This window comes from Xanthobacter autotrophicus (assembly GCF_030015065.1).
GTDB classification, from domain to species: Bacteria; Pseudomonadota; Alphaproteobacteria; order Rhizobiales; family Xanthobacteraceae; genus Xanthobacter; species Xanthobacter autotrophicus_D.
In genome coordinates this window covers 1-21,859 of sequence record NZ_JAIVFN010000047.1, presented here as the reverse complement: position 1 = coordinate 21,859, position 21,859 = coordinate 1, and the positions used below count along the sequence as shown (strand labels likewise).

The window sequence follows — 21,859 nt, the reverse complement described above, 5'->3', positions numbered from 1 at the left end:
ATGATCTTTCCGGTGAGGGGCGCCCGCCCGAAGGCGGACGCCCGGTCGTGTCAGGAGCGCCGGCGCAGGAGGCGCTGGATCTCGCGGTTGGAGTTGTCCGCCGCCTCCTTCAGCGCCACGTCGGGCTTGACCGAGCCGGCCAGCGTCCGGTCGAGGGCGCTCTTGAGATATTCGCGCACCTTGTGATAGCCCGGCACCTGCAGGAAGGCGCCGGCATAGGCGGCCTGCTCCAGCGCCACCCTGGCCTGAGGCACCTTCTCCAGATAGGCCTTCATCTCCGGCGTCTCCCAGGCGGACTTGCGCACCGCGAGATAGCCGGTGTCGCGGCTCCACTGGGACTGCACCTGGGTGGAGGTCATCCAGCGCGCGAAGGTCCAGCTCGCCTCGATCTGGGCGTCGGTCTGCTTCCTGGCGATCATGATGGGGCCGCCGCCCTGGCAGGCGCCGAAGGTCTTGTTCTTCGGCATGAAGGCGACATCCACCTCGAACGGGGAGGACTTGCGCAGGTTCGTGAGCGAGCCGGTGGAGTGGTAGAGCATGGCGGTGCGGCCCGCCATGAAGTCGTTGGCCGAGCCTTCCCAGGTGGAGGCCGGCGGCATGACGCCCGCCTGCACCATCTTCACCCAGAATTCGAGGGCGTCCACCGCTTCGGGCTTGTCGAACAGCACCTTGTCCTTGGTCCAGGGCACCAGGGCGTTCTGGCGGCAGTAGCACTCGAAGATCCAGTCGTGCCAGCCGCCGCCGATGGTGAGGCCCCAGCGCTTCAGCTCGCCGTTCTCGCGGATGGTGAGCGCCTTGGCCACGTCCAGCAGCTCGGTCCAGGTGACGGGCGCCTTGGTGATGCCGGCCGCCTTCAGCGCGTCCTTGTTGAGATAGAGCACCGGGGTGGAGGGCTGGAACGGCAGGCCATAGAGCTTGCCGTCGGAAATGCAGGTCTCCAGGAAGCCGGGCAGGAAATCCTGGTAGATGTCGTCGGCCTTCGCCTTGGCGGTGATGTCGGCGAGGGCATCGAGGCCGAGGAAGGTCTGGAGCGCCGAGTTGATGGGCAGCCAGGTGGCGGGCGGATCACCCACGCCCAGCGCCGTGATCACCTTCTGCTCGGTATTGTCGTAGCTGCCGGCATAGATGGCTTCGACTTCGATCTTTTCGTGCGCGGCGTTGAACTGGGAGATCATCGCCGTGACCAGCCTGTTGATGTCGCCCGACACCCCGACCGGATACATGAACTGCAGTTTCACCTTGTCCGAAGCGAAGGCGCGGCCTCCGCTCAGGCCGGCAACCGCCGCCGCCGCGCCGCCGACGAGGACGCCGCGCCGGGAAATGTGGGAAAATGTGGAATTGACCGACATCTCGTTCCTCTCACAGAGCGAATGGGCATCAGGCAGGCGCGCGCCGTCCGCCACCGGACGGCGGCTGGAGGGGCATTCGGATGGATCTCCCGGGGCGGCGCCGTTGCCTTTGCAGCATTGTCCGGCGCTGGCGTTCTAAGGTCAGAACAGTGACAGTGATATGACCTTAACTTTGGGGAAGTTGGAATTCGAGACCATAAATTGAGCAAGATGCACAAATAACCACATTTTCCCTCGCATCCCTCGACGCCCTGGTCTGCACCGCCTAGAAAACAGGGACGAAACCATGTGGCCGGCGCCCGCGCCGCGCCCGGAGCATGTGGAGAAGGGGCCATGATGATTGCCCAGCTCACGGATTTCCACGTCACCGTCGCGGGGGCGCGTGTCGGCGAGGTGGACACGCGCGCGGCATTCGAGCGCCTGGTGGCGCACCTCGCCGGGCTCGTCCCCAGGCCCGATCTGCTTCTCGTCAGCGGCGACCTTGCCGAAACCGGGACGGAGGCGGAATACGCCTTCGTGCGCGCGGGACTCGATCGCCTCGGCATCGCATTCTCCGCGGTGCCGGGCAATCACGACCTGCGCGGCCCGATGCAGGCCGCGCTCGGGTCCCGCACCGGGCAGGCGGCGGGGCATCTGGGCCATGTGGTGGAGGCGTCGGGCCTGGCCGTGATCGGCCTCGACACGCTGGTGGAGGGCCGAGGTCACGGGGCCATCGGGGCGGCGCAGCTGGACTGGCTGGAAAGCGTGCTCGCGCGCCATGACGGGCGGCCCATCCTCATCTTCATGCATCACCCGCCGTTCGAGACCGGCATTGCCGCCATGGACGGCATCGGCCTGCGCGACGGCCGAGCGGAACTGGAGGAACTACTGGCCGGGCGCGGCGATGTGGCGGGCATCCTGTGCGGCCATGTCCACCGGGCGGTGACGGGCCGCTTCGCCGGCCACCGCGCCTTCATCGCCCCCTCGGCGAGCCATCAGTTCGCCCTCGACCTTGATGCGCCCGGTGCCTTCCGCGTGGTGCGCGAGTCGCCACAGATCGCGCTGCATCAGATCGTGGGCGGGGCGCTGGTGTCCTATCTGGTGCCGGGTCCGCAGGACGGCGCTGCCGCCGGCTGACCGGTCCTGCGTTCGCTGCCCCGGCCTTGTAGGTAATTGCTTAAGGCTAAATGCAGCCGGGGGTGGCGCAGGGGCAGGTCTTCGTGTAGACTGATTTGTGACATAAAGATCACACTTCTGTCGCATAAATGGCTGGAGCGGAAGGCGTCGGGCGGGATTTGTGGCGATATTCGCATCTCGATATTGGACCCGGCTTCGTCCATTACTGATCGTGCCCGTGGCCGTTATGCTTTCGGCCGTGCCCGCTCGCGCGCAGAATGACAACTTTTTCAGTTCCATCGCAGATCTGTTCAATCCCAATCCGGCCTCGCGCCAGCCACCCGCCATCGACGCCACGCCCTATAGCGTGGAGATCGAGGTCGCCGGCGGCGAGAGCGGCATCAGGAATGCCGTTACCCAGGCCTCCAACCTCGAAACCCTCAAGAATCGCCCGCCGTCCGGCGCCGCCGGCCTCGTGCGCCGCGCGCTCTCCGACTTCGAGCGCATCAACGCCGCGCTCTATGGCGAAGGCCGCTATGGCGGCGCCATCCGCATCACCGTCGCCGGCGTCGCGCCGAACGCCGCCAACGTGTTCGACATGGTGGAGCGCGCCCGCAAGGCCGGCCCGGTGCCGGTGCGCGTGGATGTGGATCCCGGCCCGCCCTTCGTCTTCGGCGACATCCGCATCCTCGACGCCACGACCCGCCGTCCCCTCGCGGAGGGGCCGAGCCTGCGCGCCCTGGGCCTCGAGCCCGGCGAATCCGCGCGCGCCGACCGGGTGGTCCGCGCGGAGGCGGTGCTGGTGGATTTCTGGCGCGAGCGCGGCCACCCCTTCGCCCGCCTGACCGGCAAGGACGTGGTGGCGGACCACGCGACCAACCGGCTCAACGTGACGCTGCTCATCGAGCCGGGACCGGTCGCCACCTTCGGCACCTTCACCGTCTCGGGCGCCGAGTTCCTCACGCCGGGCTTCATCGAGGAGCGCATCGAGATCCCGCCCGGCACGCTCTATTCGCCCGAGCGCCGGAACCGCCTGCGCAAGCGCCTGCTGACGTACCAGGCCATTGCCAGCGTGCGCATCCGCGAGGGCGAGCGGCTCGACCCCCAGGGCCGGCTACCCATCCATATCGAGGTGCGCCCGCGCGAGCCGCGCTATGTGGGCTTCTCGGCCAAGTATTCCAGCACGGATGGCTCCTCCATCAACGGCTTCTGGGGCCACCGCAACCTGTTCGGCGGCGGCGAGACCCTGCGGCTCGATGCCTCGGTGTCGTGGTTCGGCCAGGAATCGGAGGCCGTGCCCAACGCCGACCCGTTCGGCTACAAGCTCGCCGCCAGCTTCGTGAAGCCGGGCATCTACACCGCGCAGGACGACCTCATCGCCAATGCGGCCATCCTGCGGGAGGTGACCAACGCCTATGTGCGCGAGGGCGTCACCGCCCTTGTTGCCGTGCGCCACCGCTTCGATGATCAGCTGTCCATGCAGGTGGGCGTGGATTTCGAGGACGGGCAGGTGGAGGACACCACCGGCACCTACAATGCGCTGGTCACCGGCATTCCCGTCGATGTCTTCTACGACACCACCGACAACGCGCTCGATCCTTCCCGCGGCATCCGCGCCAGCGCCACGGTGGAGCCCTTCGCCTATCTCGGCGACAGCGGCGCCGGCCCGGTGATGCTCAAGGCCGCGCTCGCCGCCTACCACGCCTTCGACGACGACCGGCGCCTGATCCTTGCCGGCCGGGTGGCCGCCGGCAGCCTCGTGGGCGTCACCGACCTCTACGACGTGCCGCCGCAGCGGCGCTTCTATGTGGGCGGCGGCGGCTCGCTGCGCGGCTATGACTACCAGTCGGCCAGCCCGCGCAATGCGTTCGGCCAGATCGTCGGCGGCCTCTCCTTCTTCGAGGCGTCGGCGGAACTGCGCGTGAAGATCACCGACACCATCGGCATCGTGCCCTTCTTCGACATGGGCTCGGCCTTCGCGACGGAATATCCCGACTTCAACGGCATGAAATACGCGGCCGGCATCGGGCTGCGCTACTACACGCCCATTGGCCCGCTGCGGTTCGATTTTGCGGTGCCGCTCAATCCCGGGCCCGACGACGGGTCCTTCGGCATCTATGTCAGCCTGGGGCAGGCCTTCTGATGGCAACCGTGCGCACCCTCGCCAAATGGCTCGGCCTCGCCCTTTTGGGTGTGCTGGCGCTTCTCGTCATGCTCTTCGGCGCCATCCAGACCCCGCCGGGCAAGGCGCTGCTGGCGCGGCTGGGCTCCTCGCTCGCCTCCGCGAACGGGCTGCAGGTGGAGATTTCCGGCATCACCGGCTTCGTGCCGGTCAACATGGGTGTGGCGCGCATCACCGCCGCCGATGCCGGGGGCACCTTCGCCGAGGTGGAGAATGTGCGCCTCGACTGGAACCCCCTCTCGCTCCTCGCCGGCACCCTCGACATTGATCTCGCCGGGGCCTCGCGCGTCGCGCTCCGGCGCAAGCCCGATCTGCCGCCCGCGCCCGCGCCCGCCGCGCCATCGGCCACGAGCGGGGGCGGGGGCTTCGCCCTGCCGGTGCGCATCGGGCGCCTCGCCATCGACGAGATCGTCATCGACGAGCCGGTGCTGGGGCATGCGGCGGTGCTTTCGCTCGCCGCCTCGGCCGAGCTGCGGTCGCTGGAGCAAGGCCTGTCGGCGGCGTTCAACCTGAAGCGGCACGATCAGGCCGGCAGCATCCTCGGCCGGCTCGATTATGTGCCGCAGCCGGCGCGGCTCGACCTCGACGTGACTGCGGAGGAGCCGGCCGGCGGCCTCGTGGCGCGCGCCGCGGGCGTTGCCGGCCTGCCCGCCATCACGGCGACGCTGAAGGGCTCGGGTCCGCTGGACGCCTGGGACGGACGCCTCGACCTGGCGGCGGGCGATGCCGCCAAGGTCGCAGGCTCCGCGCAGGTGCGGGCGAGCGCGACCGGGCGGCGCGTCAGCTTCACCGCCGATGCCGATATCGCCCGCCTGCTGCCGGCTGCCGTCGCGCCCCTGTTCGAGGGCGGAGCGGAGATTGCCGGCGCCGCCACCGTGACTGCGGCGCGGCGCATCGCCATCGAGAGTGCCACGGTGCGCGCCGCCGGCTTCGGCGCCGGCGTGAAGGGCGACGTGGATGCCGGCACGATGGCCGCTGACCTCGCCTTTGGCGTGAAGGCCGGCGAGGCGGCCCGCTTCGCGGCCCTCGCCCCCGGCGTGAGCTGGCGATCCGTAGCCCTCGACGGCACGCTGAAAGGGTCCTTCGCCGCCCCCGCCATCGCCGCGCGGGCCACGGCGGCGGACCTGAAGGGCGCCGGCTATGGCGCCGCCACGCTGGATGTGGATCTGGCCACAATTCCCGACGCCGGCCAGAACCTCGCTTTCACCCTCGACGGGCGCGCGGACGGCCTGTCGGCGACCGATCCGAAGGTGGCGGAGGCGCTGGGGCGCAACGCCCGCTTCACCCTCGCCGGGTCGCGGCCAAAGAACGGGGCACCGGCCGTCACCAGCGTCACGGTGGAACTGGCGGCCCTCACCAGCCGCTTCACCGGCGTTGCGGCGGCGGAGAAGATCGCCGGCACGCTCCGCCTCGAAAAGCTCGATCTCGTCGCCTTCTCCCCGCTCGCCGGCCGCCGGCTGGGCGGCACCGCGACGCTGGACGCCACCATCGACGCCACGGGCGACCTCTCCCGCGTGGACATGAGCCTCACCGGCGGCACCAAGGGCGTCGCCACCAGGATCGCGGCCGTGGACGGGCTGTTCGGCGGCGTCACGACGCTCACCGCCAGGCTGGCGCGGGACGGGCAGAATGCCATCCGTGTGGACCGCTTCAACCTGGCGTCGGAAAGCCTGACGGTGACTGCGGAAGGCTCGGTCTCCCGTGCCCGGGCCGACCTTGCGGCGAAACTGGCGCTGGCGGATCTCGTGAAGCTCGACGACCGCGTCTCCGGCGCGGTGACGGGTGAGGCGGCGTTCCGGGGCAGCCTCGACGACCTCGGACTCACGGCCCGGCTCGTGATGCCGTCCGGAACCGCCATGAAGCAGAAGGTGGAGGGCCTGAGCCTCGCGCTGACCGCCTCCGACCTTACCGGCCGTCCCGCGGCGCACTTCACCCTCGACGGCCGGGTGGCGGGCAAGCCCGCGACCGGATCCGGCGCCTTCTCGACGCTGGCGGACGGCGCGCGGCAGCTCAAGGATCTCGCTTTCGCCATCGGCTCGGTCTCGGCCAAAGGCGACGTGCGGCTCTCGGCGGCCGGGCTCGCCGACGGGACGCTGGTGGTCGCCGCCGCAGACCTCAACGATCTCTCGCCGCTGGCGCTGACCCAGCTTGCCGGACGGCTCAATGCCGATGTGCGGCTGGATGCCGCCGGAGGCAAGCAGCGCGTGGCGGTGAAGGCCGACGCGGCCAATGTCTCCGCCGCCGGCCAGAGCGTGGGTAGTGCCCGCATCGACGCCAGCGTGGCCGATCCCGCCGGCATGCCGGTGCTGGACGGCACGGTGGACCTGCGGGCGGTGAATGCCGGCGGCATGGACATCTCGCGCGCCAATCTGACCGCCGATGCGGCCGCCGCAGGAACGAGCCTCAATCTCGATGCCGTGGTCAACGGCGCGACGCTCGCCACCGCGGGCTTGCTGAGCCAGCGCGACGGCGCCGTCGCCTTCCGCCTCGACCGGCTGAACCTCGCCCGCGGCAGCACCAGCCTGACCAATGCGGCGCCGGCCAACTTCCGCTGGTCCGGCGATACCCTGACCATCGACCGGCTGGCGCTCTCCACCCGTGGCGGCAGCGCGACCGTTTCCGGCCGGGCCGGCGCGACGCTGGGGCTGGATGTGGTGCTCAATACCCTGCCGCTGGGGCTGGCGGACCTCGCGGCGCCGGGACTCGGCCTCGCCGGGACTCTCTCGGGCTCGGCGCGGCTCACCGGGCCGGCGTCGGCGCCCACGGGGACCTATATGCTGAACGTCGCCCGGGTCAGCACGCGCGATCTCGCAGCCAACGGGCTCGGGCCGCTCGACGTCCGGGCCGATGGCCGGTTCGAGGACGGGCGCGTGACCACGAGGGCGACGATTGCGGGACGTTTCCTGTCGGATGTCACCCTCACCGGCTCGGCCCCCCTCGGCGCCGGCGACCTCGACCTCGCCATCCGGGGGGCGCTGGACCTCGCGCTGGCCAACCCCATGCTTGCCACCTCCGGCGCGCAGGTGCGCGGGCGCGCGGCCATCGACGCCACGGTGCGCGGCACCGCCGCCGCGCCGCGGGCGGGCGGCACGGTGCGCATTTCCGGCGCCCGCTTCGACGACAGCGTCAACGGCGTCAACCTGTCGAATATCGAGGGCGTCATCACCGGCACCGACCGCTCCGTGACACTGACCTCGCTTTCCGCCCGCACGCCCAATGGCGGCGGCGTGAGCGCGCGCGGCACGGTCGCCCTCGATCCCGAGCGGGGCTTTCCCGGCCGCATCGACGTGGACCTCTCCAATGCCGGCCTTGTCAACAGCGAGGTCATGCGCCTCGTGACCGAGGGGCGGCTCGCGGTGGACGGCGCCTTCGCCGACAATCCGCGCCTCACCGGCCGGCTGGTGGTGCGCACCCTCGACGTCAATATTCCCGATCGCCTGCCCGGCGGCGGCGCCGGGCTGAACGTGCGCCATGTGAACGGGGGGCCCGCGCGCAACGCCGCCCCCAACAACCGTGGCCGCGCCCCGGCCGCCGCGCCGCGCCGTTCCGGCGGCATGCCGCTCGATCTCACGGTCTCCGCGCCCAACAACGTCTTCGTCCGGGGCATGGGGCTGGAGGCGGAACTGGGCGGCGAGCTGAAGCTGGGTGGCACCAGCGCGAGCCCGGCGACGCAGGGCGGCTTCGAGATGCGGCGCGGCACCTTCGACGTGCTCGGCCGTCGCCTCACCTTCACCCGGGGCAAGATCACCTTCAACGGCACCACGGATCCCGACCTCGACTTCGTGGCGGAGACCACCGCCAACGAGATCACCGCGCAGATCCTGGTCACCGGCGCCGCCTCGCGGCCCGACGTGACCTTCACCTCCAACCCGACACTGCCCCAGGACGAAGTGCTCTCGCGGCTCATGTTCGGCCGCTCGGCGGGCTCGCTCACCGGCGCCCAGGCGCTGCAGATCGCGCAGACCATCGCGCAATTCTCCGGGGGCGGCGGCATGCTGGAACAGATGCGGCGTTCGCTGGGCGTGGACAGCCTCCAGGTGGGCACCAATGCCGCCGGCACCGGCGGGCAGGTGGGCATCGGCCGGCGCCTCAACGACCGCATGTATATGGGCGTGCGGCAGGGGATCACGCCCGGCTCCGGCCAGGTGACCGTGGACGTGGACATCACCAAGAACATCCGCCTGCAGGGCGCCACCGGCGCCGACGGCTCGGCCGAGGTCGGCATCGGCGCCCAGTGGGACTACTGAGCGCTATGCATCCAGACCTGCGACGGTTTGCAGCGCCGGGACCGGCGGGATCGCGCTGTTCTGCCACGCCCAAGTTGCGTCATCGCCTTTAACCCGCGCGCGATGCGCGGCATGATCGCGCCGATCGCAACACGGCGCCGCCATCCTCCCGGCGTTCCATGATGCCAGCCCATGCCGGAGCCGTACCGGAACAGCCCAGGACGAAAGTGGACCAGCAGACCCCAGCCATCCGCAAGGACCTGACGCCCGCGCCGCCGGACCGGGCAGGGGCGCGGGGCGGCGTGCTTGCCGCCCTGTGGCGCCGCAAGTGGCGGGTTGGTGCCCTGGTGCTCGCGCTGGCCGGCGCCGCGCTCCTGGCGCTGCGCTGGATGGAGGGGCCCGAGGTGGTGGTCTACCCGGTGGTCCGGGGCGAGCTGGTGCGCACCGTTGTCGCCACCGGCCATGTGGAGACGCCCTACCGCGTGACCATCGGCAGCCAGATCACCGGAGCCGTCAAGGACGTGCTGGTGGAGGAGGGGCAGACGGTGCGGCAGGGCCAGCCCCTCATCGCCCTCGACGGGACCGAACTCGAGGCGGCCGTGGTGCAGTCCGAGGGGGCGGTGGAGCAGGCCGAGGCCCGGATCCGGCAGTTGCACGAACTCACCAAGCCCGCTGCCGACGAAGCGCTCAAGCAGGCCCGCGCCAACCTCGAAAACGCCCAGTCGGCGTTCGACCGGGCCGACAAGCTCGCCAGGTCCGGCGCGGGGACCCAGGCGACGCTGGACGAAGCCACCCGGGCGCTCAACGTCGCCCGCACCCTCGCCCGCACCGCCGAGTTGCAGGTCTACACGTCGAGCCCCGGCGGCAGCGACTACGTTCTGGCGCAGACCCAGCTGAGCCAGGCGCGGGCGAACCTCGCCACCGCCCGCGCGCGCCTCGGCTACGCCACCATCATCGCGCCGCGGGACGGGGTGCTCATCACCCGCAGCGTGGAGCGCGGCACCGTCGTGCAGGCGGGCAAGGCGCTGCTGGTGCTGGCGCCGGCCGGCGCCAGCCAGCTCGTGGTGCAGATCGACGAGAAGAATCTGAGGCTGCTCAAGCTCGGCCAAAGCGCCGTCGCCTCCGCCGATGCCTATCCGGACCAGCGCTTTTCCGCGACGCTGACCTATATCAATCCCTCGGTGGACATCACCCGCGCCTCGGTGGAGGTGAAGCTCACCGTGGCCGATCCGCCGGCCTATCTGCGGCAGGACATGACGGTGTCCGTGGACATCGCCGTGGATCGCCAGCCCGACGCCATCGTGGTTCCCGCCCGCACCGTGCACGAGCCCACGTCGGCGGCACCCTGGGTTCTGGTGGCGCGCGACGGGCGCGCCCGCGAGCAGAAGGTGCGCCTCGGCCTGTGGGCGGCCGATCAGGTGCAGGTGCTGGAGGGGCTCACGCCCGGCGAGCAAGTGGTGCCCGTCGCGTCCGGCGTGCGCGCCGGCCAGCGTATCCGGCCGATCCCGCGATGAACCGCCTCGTGCCGTTCGAATGGACCGCCGCCTTGCGCTTCCTGGGCGAGGGCCGGATGCAGACCGCCTTCATCCTCGGCGGCGTCACCATCGGCGTGGCCGTCATCGTGTTCATGTCGGCCATGCTGGCGGGGCTGCAGGCCAATTTCATCCGGCGGGTGCTCACCTCCCAGCCACAGATCCAGCTGCTGCCGCCGGACGAGGTGGCGCGGCCGCTGCGCGACCAGCCCGGCGTGATCGAGGGCGCGCTGGTGCAGAAGCCGACCCAGCGCATCCTCTCCATCGACCAGTGGCAGTCCATCGCCGCGGCCATGCGGGCGCGGCCCGACGTGGTGGTGGTCGCGCCCACCGCTTCCGGCTCGGCCCTCGCGGTGCGGGGCGATGCCAGCCGCAGCATCTCCGTCACCGGCATGGAGCCCGAGCAGTATTTCCGGATCGTGCGCGTGCCCGACTATGTGGTGGCCGGCACGGCGCGGCTGGGCACCGACGACATCATGATCGGCACCGAGCTCGCCAAGGACCTCGGCGCCGGCGTGGGCGACAAGCTGAACGTCACCACCGCCAATGGCGGCGGCCGCATCCTCACCATCACCGGCATCTTCGACTTCGGCAACAAGGCCGCCAACGCGCGCAACACCTATGTGGCCCTGCGCACGGCGCAGAGCCTGCTCAACCTCATCGGCGGCGCCACCACCATCGACATGACCGTGACCGACACCTACGCCGCCGACACCATCGCCCGCGACATCGCCGCCGTGGTGCCGGTGGAGGCGGACAGCTGGATCACCACCAACGCCCAGTTCTTCACGGCGGTGCGTGCGCAGCAGACCTCGAACACCATGATCCGGCTGTTCGTGGGCATCTCGGTCGCCTTCGGCATCGCCGCCGTGCTGGTGGTGTCGGTGATCCAGCGCTCGAAGGACATCGGCATCCTGCGCGCCATGGGCACGACCCGCGGGCGGATCCTGCGGATCTTCCTCATCCAGGGCGGCGTGCTCGGCTTTGCCGGCTCGGTGCTGGGCTCGGCCTTCGGGGCGGGGGCGCTGATCCTGTGGCACCGCCTGTTCCGGCAGGTGGACGGCTCGGAGCTGTTTCCCCTGGTGCTGGAGCCGGGCCTGTTCGTGGCCGCGGCGGCCGTCGCCACCCTGACCGGGGTCATCGCCGGCCTCGCTCCGGCCCTGCGCGCGGCCAGCATCGACCCGGTGGAGGCGATCCGTGGCTGATGTCCTGGCCCTCGAGGCGATCCGCAAATCCTACGCCGTCGGCACGCCGGTGGAGACCGAGGTGCTGCACGGCATCGACCTCACCGTGTGCGCCGGCGAGTTCGTGGCGCTCATCGGGCCGTCGGGCTCGGGCAAGAGCACCCTGCTCAACATCGTCGGCCTGCTCGACAGCCCCACCTCCGGCCGGCTCGTGATCGACGGCACCGACACCACCCGGCTGGACGACGCCGTGCGCACGAGGCTGCGCGGCCACGCCATCGGCTTCGTGTTCCAGTATCATTACCTTATCTCGGCCTTCACGGCGGTCGAGAACGTGATGATGCCCATGCTGGTGGACCGCGGCCATGCCGACCGCCAGATGGAGCGCCGCGCCGACGACCTGCTGGACTGGGTGGGCCTCAGCCGCTGGCGCGACAACCGCGCCACCAACATGTCCGGAGGCCAGCAGCAGCGCGTGGCGGTGGCCCGGGCGCTGGCCATGGACCCCGCTTTGGTGCTGGCGGACGAGCCCACCGGAAACCTCGACACCGCCTCCGCGGAGGGCGTCTTCTCCCTGCTGCGCCGGATCAATCGGGAGCGGGGCACGACCTTCGTGGTCGTCACCCACAACATGGCTCTCGCCGAGCGCTGCGACCGCATCGTCGAGCTGGTGGACGGCCGCATCAACGCCGAGCGCGCCGGCCGCACCCACGAGCCGGGCGCCGCCTGAGCCGGGCCAGGGTCATGTTCCCGAACGCGGACGTGTCGCCCACCGGAGTTCCGGCCATGGGGATGGTCTGGCTGATGGCGGTGCGCCGGCCGCCGTCATGAAGCCGGCGCGCTCGGAAAGTTCGGCGGCGGCTTCGTGCAGCAGAGCCGCATCCCCGGTGCCGTCCTGCGCCATGCGCGTCGCGGCAGCGGCCAGTGCCCGGGCCGCGCGCTCCGGGTTCTGGCCCACGTGGCGCAGCCGCGCCAGCGCAGCTTCGAGCCGCCGCGCCGTCGCCGGCGACACGCCCGGCCGGCGCAGCGTCGTGTCCATGTGCATGACCGCCGAGCCCAGCAGCAGCACGGCAAAGCCCCCTTCGATCACCTGCGCCCTGCTCTGCCCGGTCTTGTCCGCCCAGCGCACCAGCCGCAGCACCCGGTGATAGAGCCGCGCCCGCCAGACGGCACGCTGCCCGGAGACGCCGCGCCGTGCCGCCATGGCCTCGATGTCGTGCACCATCATGGCCGCGAGCGTGCGCAGCCGGCGGTGCCCATCCACGGGAAAGATCAGGAGGAAGGCCGCGATCCCCAGCGCGGGCCCGAGGACGACGGCGGCGGCGAGCGCGAGGGAATGCGCGAATGTCCCCGTCAGCGGCCAGGCGGGTTGCAGCATCAGCAGCACCACCATGCTGTAGTCGAACCCGACGGGACCCGCCGTGCGCCGGTGGGCCAGCAGGAACGCTCCGAGCAGGATGAAGGGCATCATCGCCAGCACGAGGCCGAAGCCGCTGCCGGCCAGCGGCCATACCAGCCAGCGGCAGGCCAGCGCCCCGGTTGCGCCCAGCATCTGGCCCACCAGCACCTGCCGCAGGGTCTGCGCCGGATTGTCGGCGGTGGAGAAGATGCTGGTCATGATGGTGGCACCGAGCAGCATGAAGGCGCCGGCCTGCCACCCCGTTGCCAGCCAGGCGCCGCCCACGACGAGGATCGTGAGGCTGGCGCGGATCAGGGCCTCCCTCGCTCCGATCCAGTCGCGGTGCAGGACCACGCCATGGGCCGGGCCGCTGTCCCGCCGGGGCCCGGTTCCGGGCTGCGGTGGCATGGCCTCGGCGAGGCCCGTGAGCGCCTCCGACAGCATGGGCGTGGAGGCGGCGAGGCCGGCGGCGTGGCGCAGCGCGGCCGCGGCATGCCTTGCGTCGTCGGGGCCGTCGCAGGCTTCGGCCGCCCGTCGCACCGCCGCCACGAGCATGCCGTCCACCGCCGCGGGCGGCCGGCGCCGCATCCACAGCACCAGCGCGACCTGCGCCGACAACAGGCTGCGGATATGCCGGATGGCGGCGCGCGAACGCAGCGAGCCGGCGGCGTGGCCGTCGAGGCCCTCCTCGATGGCCGCCATTTCGGAGAGCAGGCGCTGGTGTCCGCTCCGGTCCGGCGGTTCGGCGGCGACGAGATGCGTGGCGAGGTCGTCCAGGATCCGGCGGGAGAGGCGCCGCACCCGTCGCGCCGGGTCGTCGGGATCGCCGGGCGTGGCGAAGACCCAGCCGATGGCGAGCGCCACCAGCACGCCGAGGAGCACCGTCAGCATGCGATCGACGCCCACCGCGAGGGGGCCGGCCGAAGCGGCGCTGTGGAGCAGCGTGACCATGGCGGCTGAATAGCCGGCCAGCATGGCGCCGTAGGCGGCGAAGCCGCGCATGACGTTGCCGGCTCCGGCGCACAGGCCGATCCAGACGGCGAGCCCGAGGACGATGGCCCATTCCTGCCCCTGCGCGGCGAACAGCAGGCCGATGCCCGCCGTCGCGCCGATGATGGTGCCGAGGGCGCGGAAGAAGCTCTTCTCGACCAGCTGGCCGCGGACCGGCTGCGCGGCGGCCCAGACGGTCATGGCGGACCATTGCGGATGCTCGAGGCCGATCCCCCAGGCCAGCGCGAGGGCGCAGCAGGCCGCAACGGCCGTGCGCAGGGTGAAGTGGAGCCGGGCGGTATCGAAGCCGAGCTGCTCCAGTCTCGCGCGGGCGGTCATGGCCGCTCCCGGTCGCGCCGCATCCGGATCCGGCTGTCGATGCGCTCCAGCGCCGATGTCATCGCCTCCATCTCGGCGTCGGAGAGATCGGCCAGCATGGCGTCCTCGATCCTGGTCAGGATGCGCTGGATGCCGGCCATGGCGGCATGGCCGGCCGCAGTCAGGAACAGCAGGTTGGCGCGCCGGTCGGCCGGGTCCTGGCGGCGTTCGATCAACCCCTTGTCGGCGAGGATGTCGAGCAGCCGGACGAGGCTCGACCCGTCGATGCCGACGCGCGCCGCAAGATCCTTCTGGGAAAGGCCGCCGCCGGAACGGCCGATATGGAGAAGGGGGCTCCAGGTGGCGTCGGAGAGGCCCATCTCGGCAAGGCCCGCGTCCAGCGCGCTGCGCCAGCGGCGGGCCACCAAGACGAACAGCATGCCGAAGCGTTCGCGAACGGAGGAGGGGTCAGTCATGGCATATGATGATATTTCAAATAATTTGAATTCAAATTATATAAGCCGGAATGACACCGCGCGCCAGCCGATTTCGCAGGGAGGGGGCTTGCGAGGAACCGGCCGTTCGGGCCGCTGGTGCCAGCAGCGTTATGGCATGGCGGCGAAGGTCAGCGTGGCGGCAAGACTGACGGCGACCCCCAGCAAGGCGAGGGCGGCGACGGGCCAGCGGCGCAGGACGGCATCGGCCGCCACTGTCCCTTCCATGATTGTCCGGCCCGTAGCGCTCAGAAAGCCGGCGGCGTGGAGGATGTCGCCGGCCGGCACCTCCGGCACGCGCGGCCCTTTCCAGGCGAGGAGCGCCGCGACCCCCAGCCCCAGCCCCACGGGCCAGAATCCCTTTACGAGCGCGGCCGCTGTGAAGGCGGCGGAGACCGGCACGCCCGTCACCTCCGCGAACAGCGCGAACGGAGCGAACAGCGCCAGCACGGCGAGGGCCAGCGCGGGCAGGACGAGGCCGCGCGGCGGGCGGCCTTGCATTTCCTTGCCTTCGGTCTTCTGGTTTTCCGTCCCGCTGCGGGCCACCAGCAGGGCGTAGCGCGCCATCAGCAGCGTGCTGCCGGCGGCGGAGAGGGTGAGCAGAACCCCGGCCCCCCCATCGGGCACGATGAGCTTGATGGCGTATTTCGCCATGGCGCCGCCGCTCAGCGGCAGGCCGGCGAGGCTGAGGCCCAGCAGGGCGGCCACGGCCGCCGCCGCGAGGGCGCGCCGGGGCGAGGCCGCCATGGCCACCCCCACCATGAGGAACATGGCGCCCTTCAGCAGCATGTGGTTCGCCGCATAGAAGGCGGCGATGGTGAAGGTGCCGGCCGTCCCGTTCATGATCCCGGCGCCGATCACCGCCGCCACCACGCCCATCTGGCTCACGGTGGAATAGGCAAGGGCGCGCTTGGGATGCCTTTGGGTGAGGCCCACGGCGACCCCGTAATAGGCGGTGAACAGGCCGGCGCCGCACAGCAGCGCGCCCCAGCCGGGCAAAGGCACGCCTTCGGGCAGGAAGCGCAGCAGGCCGATGACACCGGCCTTCACCACGATGCCGGAGAGCGCCGCCGAGCCGGGCACCGGCGCCACGGAATGGGCCAGCGGCATCCAGACATGCAGGGGAAACAGGCCCATTTTCAGCGTGAAGCCGAGGAGGATCAGGAGGAGAATGGGCGTCTTCCACGGCGAGGCGGGCAGCAGGGCCACCGCATCGCGGATCTGCGGATTGGCGTCGGCTGGGCCGGAGGCGAGCATGACGAAGGCCGCGATCAGCAGCGCCTCGCCGAGCACCGTCAGGGCGAGGTAGAGCGCGCCGGCGCGCCGGGCCTCGACCGTGTCGTCATGGGCGGCGAGGCCATAGGCGGAAAAGCTGACGAGGGCATAGGCGAGATAGAAGCTCGCCACATCCGCCACCAGGAACACGGCGAAGGACCCCGCCATGGTGAGCAGCCACCAGACGATGAAGGCCGGCCGCGCCGGATCCTTGCGCAGATAGGCCATGGCATAGGCGCTGGCCGTCATCCACAGCAGCGCCGCCCCGCCCAGCAGCAGCGCGCCCGGCGCATCGAGGGCGAGGGTGAAGCGGAACGGATCGGGCGCCACCAGCACCGAAAGTCCGCGCGGCACGGCCAGAGCCGCGATGAGCGCCGGAAGCGGGACGAAGACCAGAAGATGGGGCAAGACACGGCGCACCGCCGGCACCAGCGCGCCGAAGGCCAGAGCCAGCGGCAGGGCGATTGCCACCACCATCAGCGTCTCGGACAGGACCGGCATGGCGGGCGCGAGGCCGGAGAGATCGAGCGGCGGGGGCAGCGCGTCGCCGGTCATGGCAGCAATCCCTCCCACGACAGGGGGCGGCCGATATCCAGGAAGGGCAGGGGCGCGAGCGGCATGAAGCCGACCAGCATGGCCCCGAAGGCGAGGGCGAGGGCGATCAGCGCCCGCCAGCGGCACTCCCGCGCCTCCGGCAGGCCGGCATCGGGATGCTGCAGGGCGATCACCACCACCCGCAGCACGTAGCCGCCCGCCAGCAGCCCGCCCGCGAGCACGACGGTGGCGATCCACCACGAGCCCTGCTGCAGGGCCGAGGTGAGCAGCATCACCTTGGCGACGAAGCCGCCGGACGGCGGCAGCCCCATGAGCGAGAGGCCGCCGAGGCCGAAGGCGGCGACGCTCACCGGCGCGAGCCGGCCGACGCCCGAGAGCCCCGACAGCCGGTCATGGCCCATGGTCTCCGCGATCAGGCCGGCGGCGAGGAACATGGCGGCCTTGGACAGGGCATGGGAGACGAGGTGCAGCGTGCCGCCGGTCCAGGCGAGGGCGCTCCATTGCCCGTCGTCCGAGGCGGCGAGGGGGAACATGAGGCACAGATAGCCGATCTGCGCCGCCGTGGAATAGGCGATCAGCAGCTTCAGCCGCTCCTGCGCCAGCGCCACCACCCCGCAGAACACGATGGCCGCCGCCCCGCAGACGGCGAAGATCGGGCCGGCGACCTGGGTCAGGGGCAAGGGCGCGAGGTCCGACCAGAGTCGCACCAGAAGGAACAGCGGCGCCTTGATGACCACGGCCGAGAGCACCGCGCTCGCTGCCGGAGGCGCGCCCGAATGGGCCGGCGGCAGCCAGAGGTGAAGCGGGAACAAGGCGGCCTTGGCCATCAGGCCCGCGCTCATGAGGGCGAGGGCCGCGGCGGCGGTCGCCCCGCCGGTTCCCTGCGCCAGCAGGCCCGCGAGGTGGGCGATGTCCAGCGTGCCGAACAGGCCGTAGACCAGCACCACGCCGAGCAGATAGAGCACCGAGCCGAACAGGGCGAACAGCAGGTAGGTGAGCGCCGCCGAAAGCTGCCCCGCCTTGCCTTCGAGGCAGACCAGGGGCACCGCGGCGAAGGTGAGCAGTTCCAGCGCCACGTAGAGGGTGAAGAGGTCCTGCGCGAGGAAGGCGAGGTTGAGGGCGCAGGCGAGCGACAGCAGCAGGATGAAGAAGGTGGCGGGCCTGCCCGCCGAGCCGCGCGCCTTCACCTTGCGCGTCATGTCGCCAGGCCCGGTCATGGCGAACAGGCCGGTGAGGAGCAGAACCAGTGCCGCCATCAGCATCATGGCGGCCGAAAAGCCGTCCGCCCTGAGCCCGACGCCCAGCGGCGGGGCGAAGCCGCCGACAAAATAGCCCGGTGCCCGCCCGCCTTGCGCCACCTGCTCCGCGATGCCGGCGGTGACGGCGAGGTTGACGGCGAGCATCGCCAGCGCGGCGCGCTCGCCGGTGCGCGGCCCGAGCAGGAAGAGCGGCACGAGGCCGAGCAGCGGCGCCGTCACCGCCAGCACGAGAAGGGCGCTCACGTCTCCTTCTCCCCCGCGTCGGCGGGTGCGGCTCGAGCTTCCATGGTGGAGAGCCGCACCAGCAGGGCCACGGCGAGGGCGGTGGCGCAGAAGGCGACCACGATGCCCGTGATCACCAGCGCCTGGGGCACCGGATCGGCGCTGAACCCGGCTGCCGCCCCCCGTCGCGCCACGGCGCCGAAAATCAGGAAGACCCCTCCGCCGAGGACGTTGAAGCCGAGGATGCGGCCGAGGGCGCCTGACGCCGTCAGCAGCCCATAGACGCCGCAGCCCACAAGGGCTGCTCCCGCGAGGCCGAAGAGGAGGGCGCCGGTCATGATCGCCCCTCGTCGGCGGGCGGTCCGAGCACGATGAGAGCGAGGGTGACGGCGATGGACAGGGTGATGGCCACTTCCACGGCGATGATCACCGCCTTCTCCGCGCCGGGCGGATAGCCGAGGAACACGCCCGCCGTCGCCCAGCCGGCAAAGCCCACGGCGAGGAAGCCGAACGGCCCGGCCAGCATCAGCAGGCGCAGGCTCCGGTTTCCGGCCGCCGGAACCCGGATCTGGTCGCCCATGACCAGCAGCAGGCCCATGGCGGCCAGCACCGCCCCGCTCTGGAACGCCCCGCCGGGGTGATCGGCGCCGGCCCACAAGAGATAGAGCCCCACGAGCACACCGATGGGCGCCAGCACGCGGGCGAGGAAGGCGGAGGGCGCCGGCGCCGGCTCGGGCGACAGGGGGGCCGGACGGCCGCGGCAAGCCGGATCGCGCGACAGCGCCCAGACGCCCACGAGGGACAGGAACAGCACGACCTTTTCCAGCAGCGTGTCGAGGGCGCGGAAGACGAGGAGCACCCCGGTGACAGGGTTGCCCAGATCGGTGGCGGGCAGGGCGGCGGCCACATCGGCGGCGCGCGTGGGCGCCGGCTCCGGCAAGGCGAGCACCGCAAGCGCCAGCGCCGCCGCTATGGCAACGGCGATGGCGGCCGCCAGCGGCCGCAGCATGGGATGGGCCGCAGGCGCGCGCGGCGGCGCGGGCAGGGCGCGGACGCAGTGCAGCAGCACCACGCCGGAAATACCGCTGCCGATGGCGATCTCGGTCAGCGCCACGTCCACGGCATCAAGGCGCACCCAGGCGAGGCCGAGCAGCAGCCCGTAGCCGATGAAGGCGATCACCGCCGGCCTCGCCGCGCCGGTGGCCACCACGCCCAGCGCACCGAGGAGAAGCAGAAGGCAGAGCACGGCATCGAACAGGAGGCTCACGGGCGGCTCTCCTCGGGCGGGGATGCGTCCGCTCCGTCCCTGGCCTCCGCGATCACAGCTTCCGCCATCACTTGCGCCACCGCGCCGGAGGCGAGCTGGGCCAGCAGCCAGATTGCCACCATCTTGGCGGCATCGAAGATATTCCCGGCCTGCGGCAGCAGGCCGAGCACGACGAGGGCGAGGCCAACATTGTCGGCCTTGGTGAGGGCATGGATGCGCGACAGGGTCTGCGGCAGGCGCACGAGCCCGAGCGTGCCGGCGGCGAAAAACGCGATGCCGGCCGCGACGAACACAAGGGTGAAGGCGTCGGCGATCAGGCTCATGGCCATGGCGCCGCCGGCGGCGCCCCTGCCTTCGGGCTCATCCCTTCCTTCGATCTCGTGGGTCCGAACGCGGCACGGTAGGCGCAGGCCGCGAGCGCGGCGAGCAGGGCGAGCAGCAGCGCCGTATCCAGAATGGAGGCATCCCCCGTAGCCGGAGCCACCAGCAGCAGGATGGCGATTCCGGCGGAGCCGAGGAGCTGGATGGCGAGCATCCGGTCTGCGTCGTTGCCGGCGCGCCACAGGGCCGCGAGGCCGGCGGCGGTCAGGAGCAGAAGCAGCGTCGCCGCCGCGAAGAGGAGGTCAGCCATGGCGCGGGGCATCCGCCATGGCGCGGAACGCGGCGGCATCCGCGTCGATCATCGCGGCGACCGGGGTGTCGATATCGAGGCAGTGGACCCTCAGCTGCGACCCGTGGCCGGGCAGCGGCAGCGTGCCCGGCTGGAGGCTGGCGAGCGCCCGGAAGGCGTCCCGCGCGACGCCCTGCGGCACGGCGCACGGCACCGCCAGCACGCCGGGGCGAATCCGCGGAGGGCGCGCGGCGACCCGCCACGCCACGTCCCACCCGGCGCCCAACGAGCTGGCGAAGAAGCGGACGGCATAGGCGACGACCCCGGACGGGCGCAGCCGCACCGCCGGCAGCAGCCGCAGGCTGAGGCCGGCGGCGAGAGCGGATATCACCGCGCCGGCAGCGAGATCCGCTACCGCGACGCGGCCGAGCACCACCCAGCCGGCGAAGAATGAAAGCCAGCGTACCGCACCGTGCACACTGAAGAGGTTCCCCATTCCGGCCTTCCAAGCCTGCGTCTTCGATTCTGGATGCTGCTTTGCAACACCATAGCCATCGCTCAGGCCGGGCGAAAGGCGCAGGTTCGGCTCGTTCGGGAGCGCATTTCCGGCAGCAATGCGCCGCAGCCCGGATGCCCTGCGGAGCGCGGGGAGGCTTCGGCTTCAGCTCTCGCCCCGCGCCAGCCGGCGATAGGCCGCTGGCATGAGGCCGAAGCGTGAGCGGAACGCGCCGGTGAGCCGAAAACGTCGTGCCGCCCGCCCTGAACAGCTTCTGCACGTGGCGGGTGGCGCGCGCGACGGGCGCCGGCATCCGCGAGCCCCACGGTGGGATAGGAACCAAGCGCGAGCTGCTTTTGCCGCCCACCGAATCGGTAGGCGAACGACAGTCATCTCCTTCACCCCGTATCTCTGGCGGCCAAGGAGGTGTTAGAAGCCGACGAATTGCACGTCCTGACAGACGGTGGCTACTCTAACACCGAGGAGGTCGCCCGTTGCGAAACCGAGGCGATCACGGTGTCGGCACCCATCAAACGCGGAGCAATGAACACGGAGCACTTTCGGCCGACGCAATTCATCTATGATGAGGACAGCGATACGATCAGGTGCCCCGGCGGCCATACTATGCGCCCATCTGACAAGCATACGCGCAATCGCGCGATCCGATACCGGACATCAGCGTGCAAGACCTGCGCGCTGAAGCCGTGATGCACGCCGGGCGCTCAGCGCACGATCCATCGGCTTTACGACCAAGGTGCGCTCGATCGGATGGAGGCCCGAATCTACGCCGACCCGAATCTGATGCGGATCAGACGATGCACGGTTGAGCACCCGTTCGGAACGATCAAACGAATGTCCGGCGGAGGCCGGTTCCTCACCAGAGGATTGCGGAGGGTGAAGGCGGAAGCGGCGCTATCGGTGCTGGCCTTCAACATTATCCGCGCGACGAACACGGTCGGAACCGGGGCAATGATTCAAGGAAGTTGAGCGGGGTCGGGCCGCTTCGCGGCCAGCGCTCCGGGGCAACATCGAGCGCCAGCACGGCGAGTTTCTGCACAGCCTGGGGGTCTCCCCGCAGAAGGGGTCGGCCGAGACCGCGGGCTCGGTCGCAGGGGAAGGCTTTCCCCTCAACGGAGCCTGCGCAAGGGTTAAGCGGCCAACTGTCCGTGTTGCTCTAAAAGGCGCATTAGGCGGTGTGGACGGATTTCGCCGTGTTGAGTCGGAGGGGGATTCCCTTCTTGTCCTTTCGGTGATTCATAGCGGGTCGGCTTTTGGCGAGGTCGACCATGCTGACGCGGATGACGGACGAGGATTGGGCGGTGGCTCTGGAGGTGTTCCGCGCTTGCCGGTCGCGACGGGGCGACAAGGGGCGCGATGACCGCAAGTTCCTCGAAGCCATGCACTAT

The 21,859-nt window shown here is 70.9% G+C and carries 17 protein-coding genes; 7 read left to right on the top strand and 10 right to left on the bottom strand.

Features of this window, described 5'->3' with window-relative positions; genetic code table 11:
- Positions 1 to 50: 50 nt before the first annotated feature.
- Positions 51 to 1,349 (bottom strand): ABC transporter substrate-binding protein, encoded by a 1,299-nt coding sequence (locus tag K9U40_RS11440; RefSeq protein ID WP_282890322.1) that lies wholly within the window; start codon positions 1,347 to 1,349, stop codon positions 51 to 53.
- A gap of 333 nt (positions 1,350 to 1,682) precedes the next feature.
- Here K9U40_RS11440 and K9U40_RS11435 point away from each other — a divergent pair, with 333 nt between their 5' ends.
- From K9U40_RS11435 to K9U40_RS11410, 6 genes are all read left to right on the top strand, one after another.
- Complete coding sequence (locus tag K9U40_RS11435; protein ID WP_282890321.1) at positions 1,683 to 2,465, top strand: phosphodiesterase; 783 nt, start codon at positions 1,683 to 1,685, stop codon at positions 2,463 to 2,465.
- 226 nt (positions 2,466 to 2,691) lie between these two features.
- Positions 2,692 to 4,587, top strand: coding sequence for an autotransporter assembly complex protein TamA (locus K9U40_RS11430; RefSeq protein ID WP_282890334.1), 1,896 nt, complete (start codon positions 2,692 to 2,694; stop codon positions 4,585 to 4,587).
- Positions 4,587 to 8,873 carry a translocation/assembly module TamB domain-containing protein gene (locus K9U40_RS11425; RefSeq protein WP_282890320.1) on the top strand — a complete coding sequence of 1,429 codons (4,287 nt, stop codon included), beginning with the start codon at positions 4,587 to 4,589 and terminating at the stop codon, positions 8,871 to 8,873. The genes K9U40_RS11430 and K9U40_RS11425 overlap by 1 nt, the downstream gene beginning before the upstream one ends.
- 206 nt (positions 8,874 to 9,079) lie before the next feature.
- Complete coding sequence (locus tag K9U40_RS11420) at positions 9,080 to 10,366, top strand: efflux RND transporter periplasmic adaptor subunit (protein WP_414114769.1); 1,287 nt, start codon at positions 9,080 to 9,082, stop codon at positions 10,364 to 10,366.
- Positions 10,363 to 11,589: an ABC transporter permease gene (locus tag K9U40_RS11415; protein WP_282890319.1), complete on the top strand. Its 1,227-nt coding sequence runs from the start codon at positions 10,363 to 10,365 to the stop codon at positions 11,587 to 11,589. Before K9U40_RS11420 ends, K9U40_RS11415 begins: the two co-directional genes overlap by 4 nt.
- Positions 11,582 to 12,298 carry an ABC transporter ATP-binding protein gene (locus tag K9U40_RS11410; protein WP_282890318.1) on the top strand — a complete coding sequence of 239 codons (717 nt, stop codon included), beginning with the start codon at positions 11,582 to 11,584 and terminating at the stop codon, positions 12,296 to 12,298. The genes K9U40_RS11415 and K9U40_RS11410 overlap by 8 nt, the downstream gene beginning before the upstream one ends.
- 12 nt (positions 12,299 to 12,310) lie before the next feature.
- Here the strand turns inward: K9U40_RS11410 and K9U40_RS11405 are convergent, their stop codons facing one another.
- From K9U40_RS11405 to K9U40_RS11365, 9 genes are all read right to left on the bottom strand, one after another.
- Positions 12,311 to 14,296, bottom strand: coding sequence for an FUSC family protein (locus K9U40_RS11405; protein ID WP_282890317.1), 1,986 nt, complete (start codon positions 14,294 to 14,296; stop codon positions 12,311 to 12,313).
- Entirely contained in the window at positions 14,293 to 14,751 is a 459-nt protein-coding gene (locus K9U40_RS11400; protein ID WP_282890316.1) for a MarR family winged helix-turn-helix transcriptional regulator, read from the bottom strand. The genes K9U40_RS11405 and K9U40_RS11400 overlap by 4 nt, the downstream gene beginning before the upstream one ends.
- A 129-nt stretch (positions 14,752 to 14,880) precedes the next feature.
- Positions 14,881 to 16,599 carry a complex I subunit 5 family protein gene (locus K9U40_RS11395; RefSeq protein ID WP_282890315.1) on the bottom strand — a complete coding sequence of 573 codons (1,719 nt, stop codon included), beginning with the start codon at positions 16,597 to 16,599 and terminating at the stop codon, positions 14,881 to 14,883.
- Positions 16,596 to 18,101, bottom strand: coding sequence for a complex I subunit 5 family protein (locus K9U40_RS11390; protein WP_282890314.1), 1,506 nt, complete (start codon positions 18,099 to 18,101; stop codon positions 16,596 to 16,598). The genes K9U40_RS11395 and K9U40_RS11390 overlap by 4 nt, the downstream gene beginning before the upstream one ends.
- A complete protein-coding gene (locus tag K9U40_RS11385; protein ID WP_282890313.1) occupies positions 18,098 to 18,418 on the bottom strand; it encodes an NADH-quinone oxidoreductase subunit K in 321 nt (106 codons plus the stop codon). The genes K9U40_RS11390 and K9U40_RS11385 overlap by 4 nt, the downstream gene beginning before the upstream one ends.
- Positions 18,415 to 19,347: a hydrogenase subunit MbhD domain-containing protein gene (locus K9U40_RS11380; protein ID WP_282890312.1), complete on the bottom strand. Its 933-nt coding sequence runs from the start codon at positions 19,345 to 19,347 to the stop codon at positions 18,415 to 18,417. The genes K9U40_RS11385 and K9U40_RS11380 overlap by 4 nt, the downstream gene beginning before the upstream one ends.
- A complete protein-coding gene (locus K9U40_RS11375; RefSeq protein WP_282890311.1) occupies positions 19,344 to 19,676 on the bottom strand; it encodes a monovalent cation/H(+) antiporter subunit G in 333 nt (110 codons plus the stop codon). The genes K9U40_RS11380 and K9U40_RS11375 overlap by 4 nt, the downstream gene beginning before the upstream one ends.
- Positions 19,667 to 19,978, bottom strand: a complete 312-nt coding sequence (locus K9U40_RS11370) for a monovalent cation/H+ antiporter complex subunit F (protein ID WP_282890310.1) — start codon at positions 19,976 to 19,978, stop codon at positions 19,667 to 19,669. The genes K9U40_RS11375 and K9U40_RS11370 overlap by 10 nt, the downstream gene beginning before the upstream one ends.
- Positions 19,971 to 20,453 (bottom strand): Na+/H+ antiporter subunit E, encoded by a 483-nt coding sequence (locus K9U40_RS11365; protein ID WP_282890309.1) that lies wholly within the window; start codon positions 20,451 to 20,453, stop codon positions 19,971 to 19,973. Before K9U40_RS11365 ends, K9U40_RS11370 begins: the two co-directional genes overlap by 8 nt.
- A 732-nt stretch (positions 20,454 to 21,185) precedes the next feature.
- On the opposite strand from K9U40_RS11365, the gene K9U40_RS24820 reads away from it, so the two are divergent.
- Positions 21,186 to 21,440 (top strand): transposase, encoded by a 255-nt coding sequence (locus tag K9U40_RS24820; RefSeq protein ID WP_414115001.1) that lies wholly within the window; start codon positions 21,186 to 21,188, stop codon positions 21,438 to 21,440.
- Positions 21,441 to 21,859 lie beyond the last annotated feature (419 nt).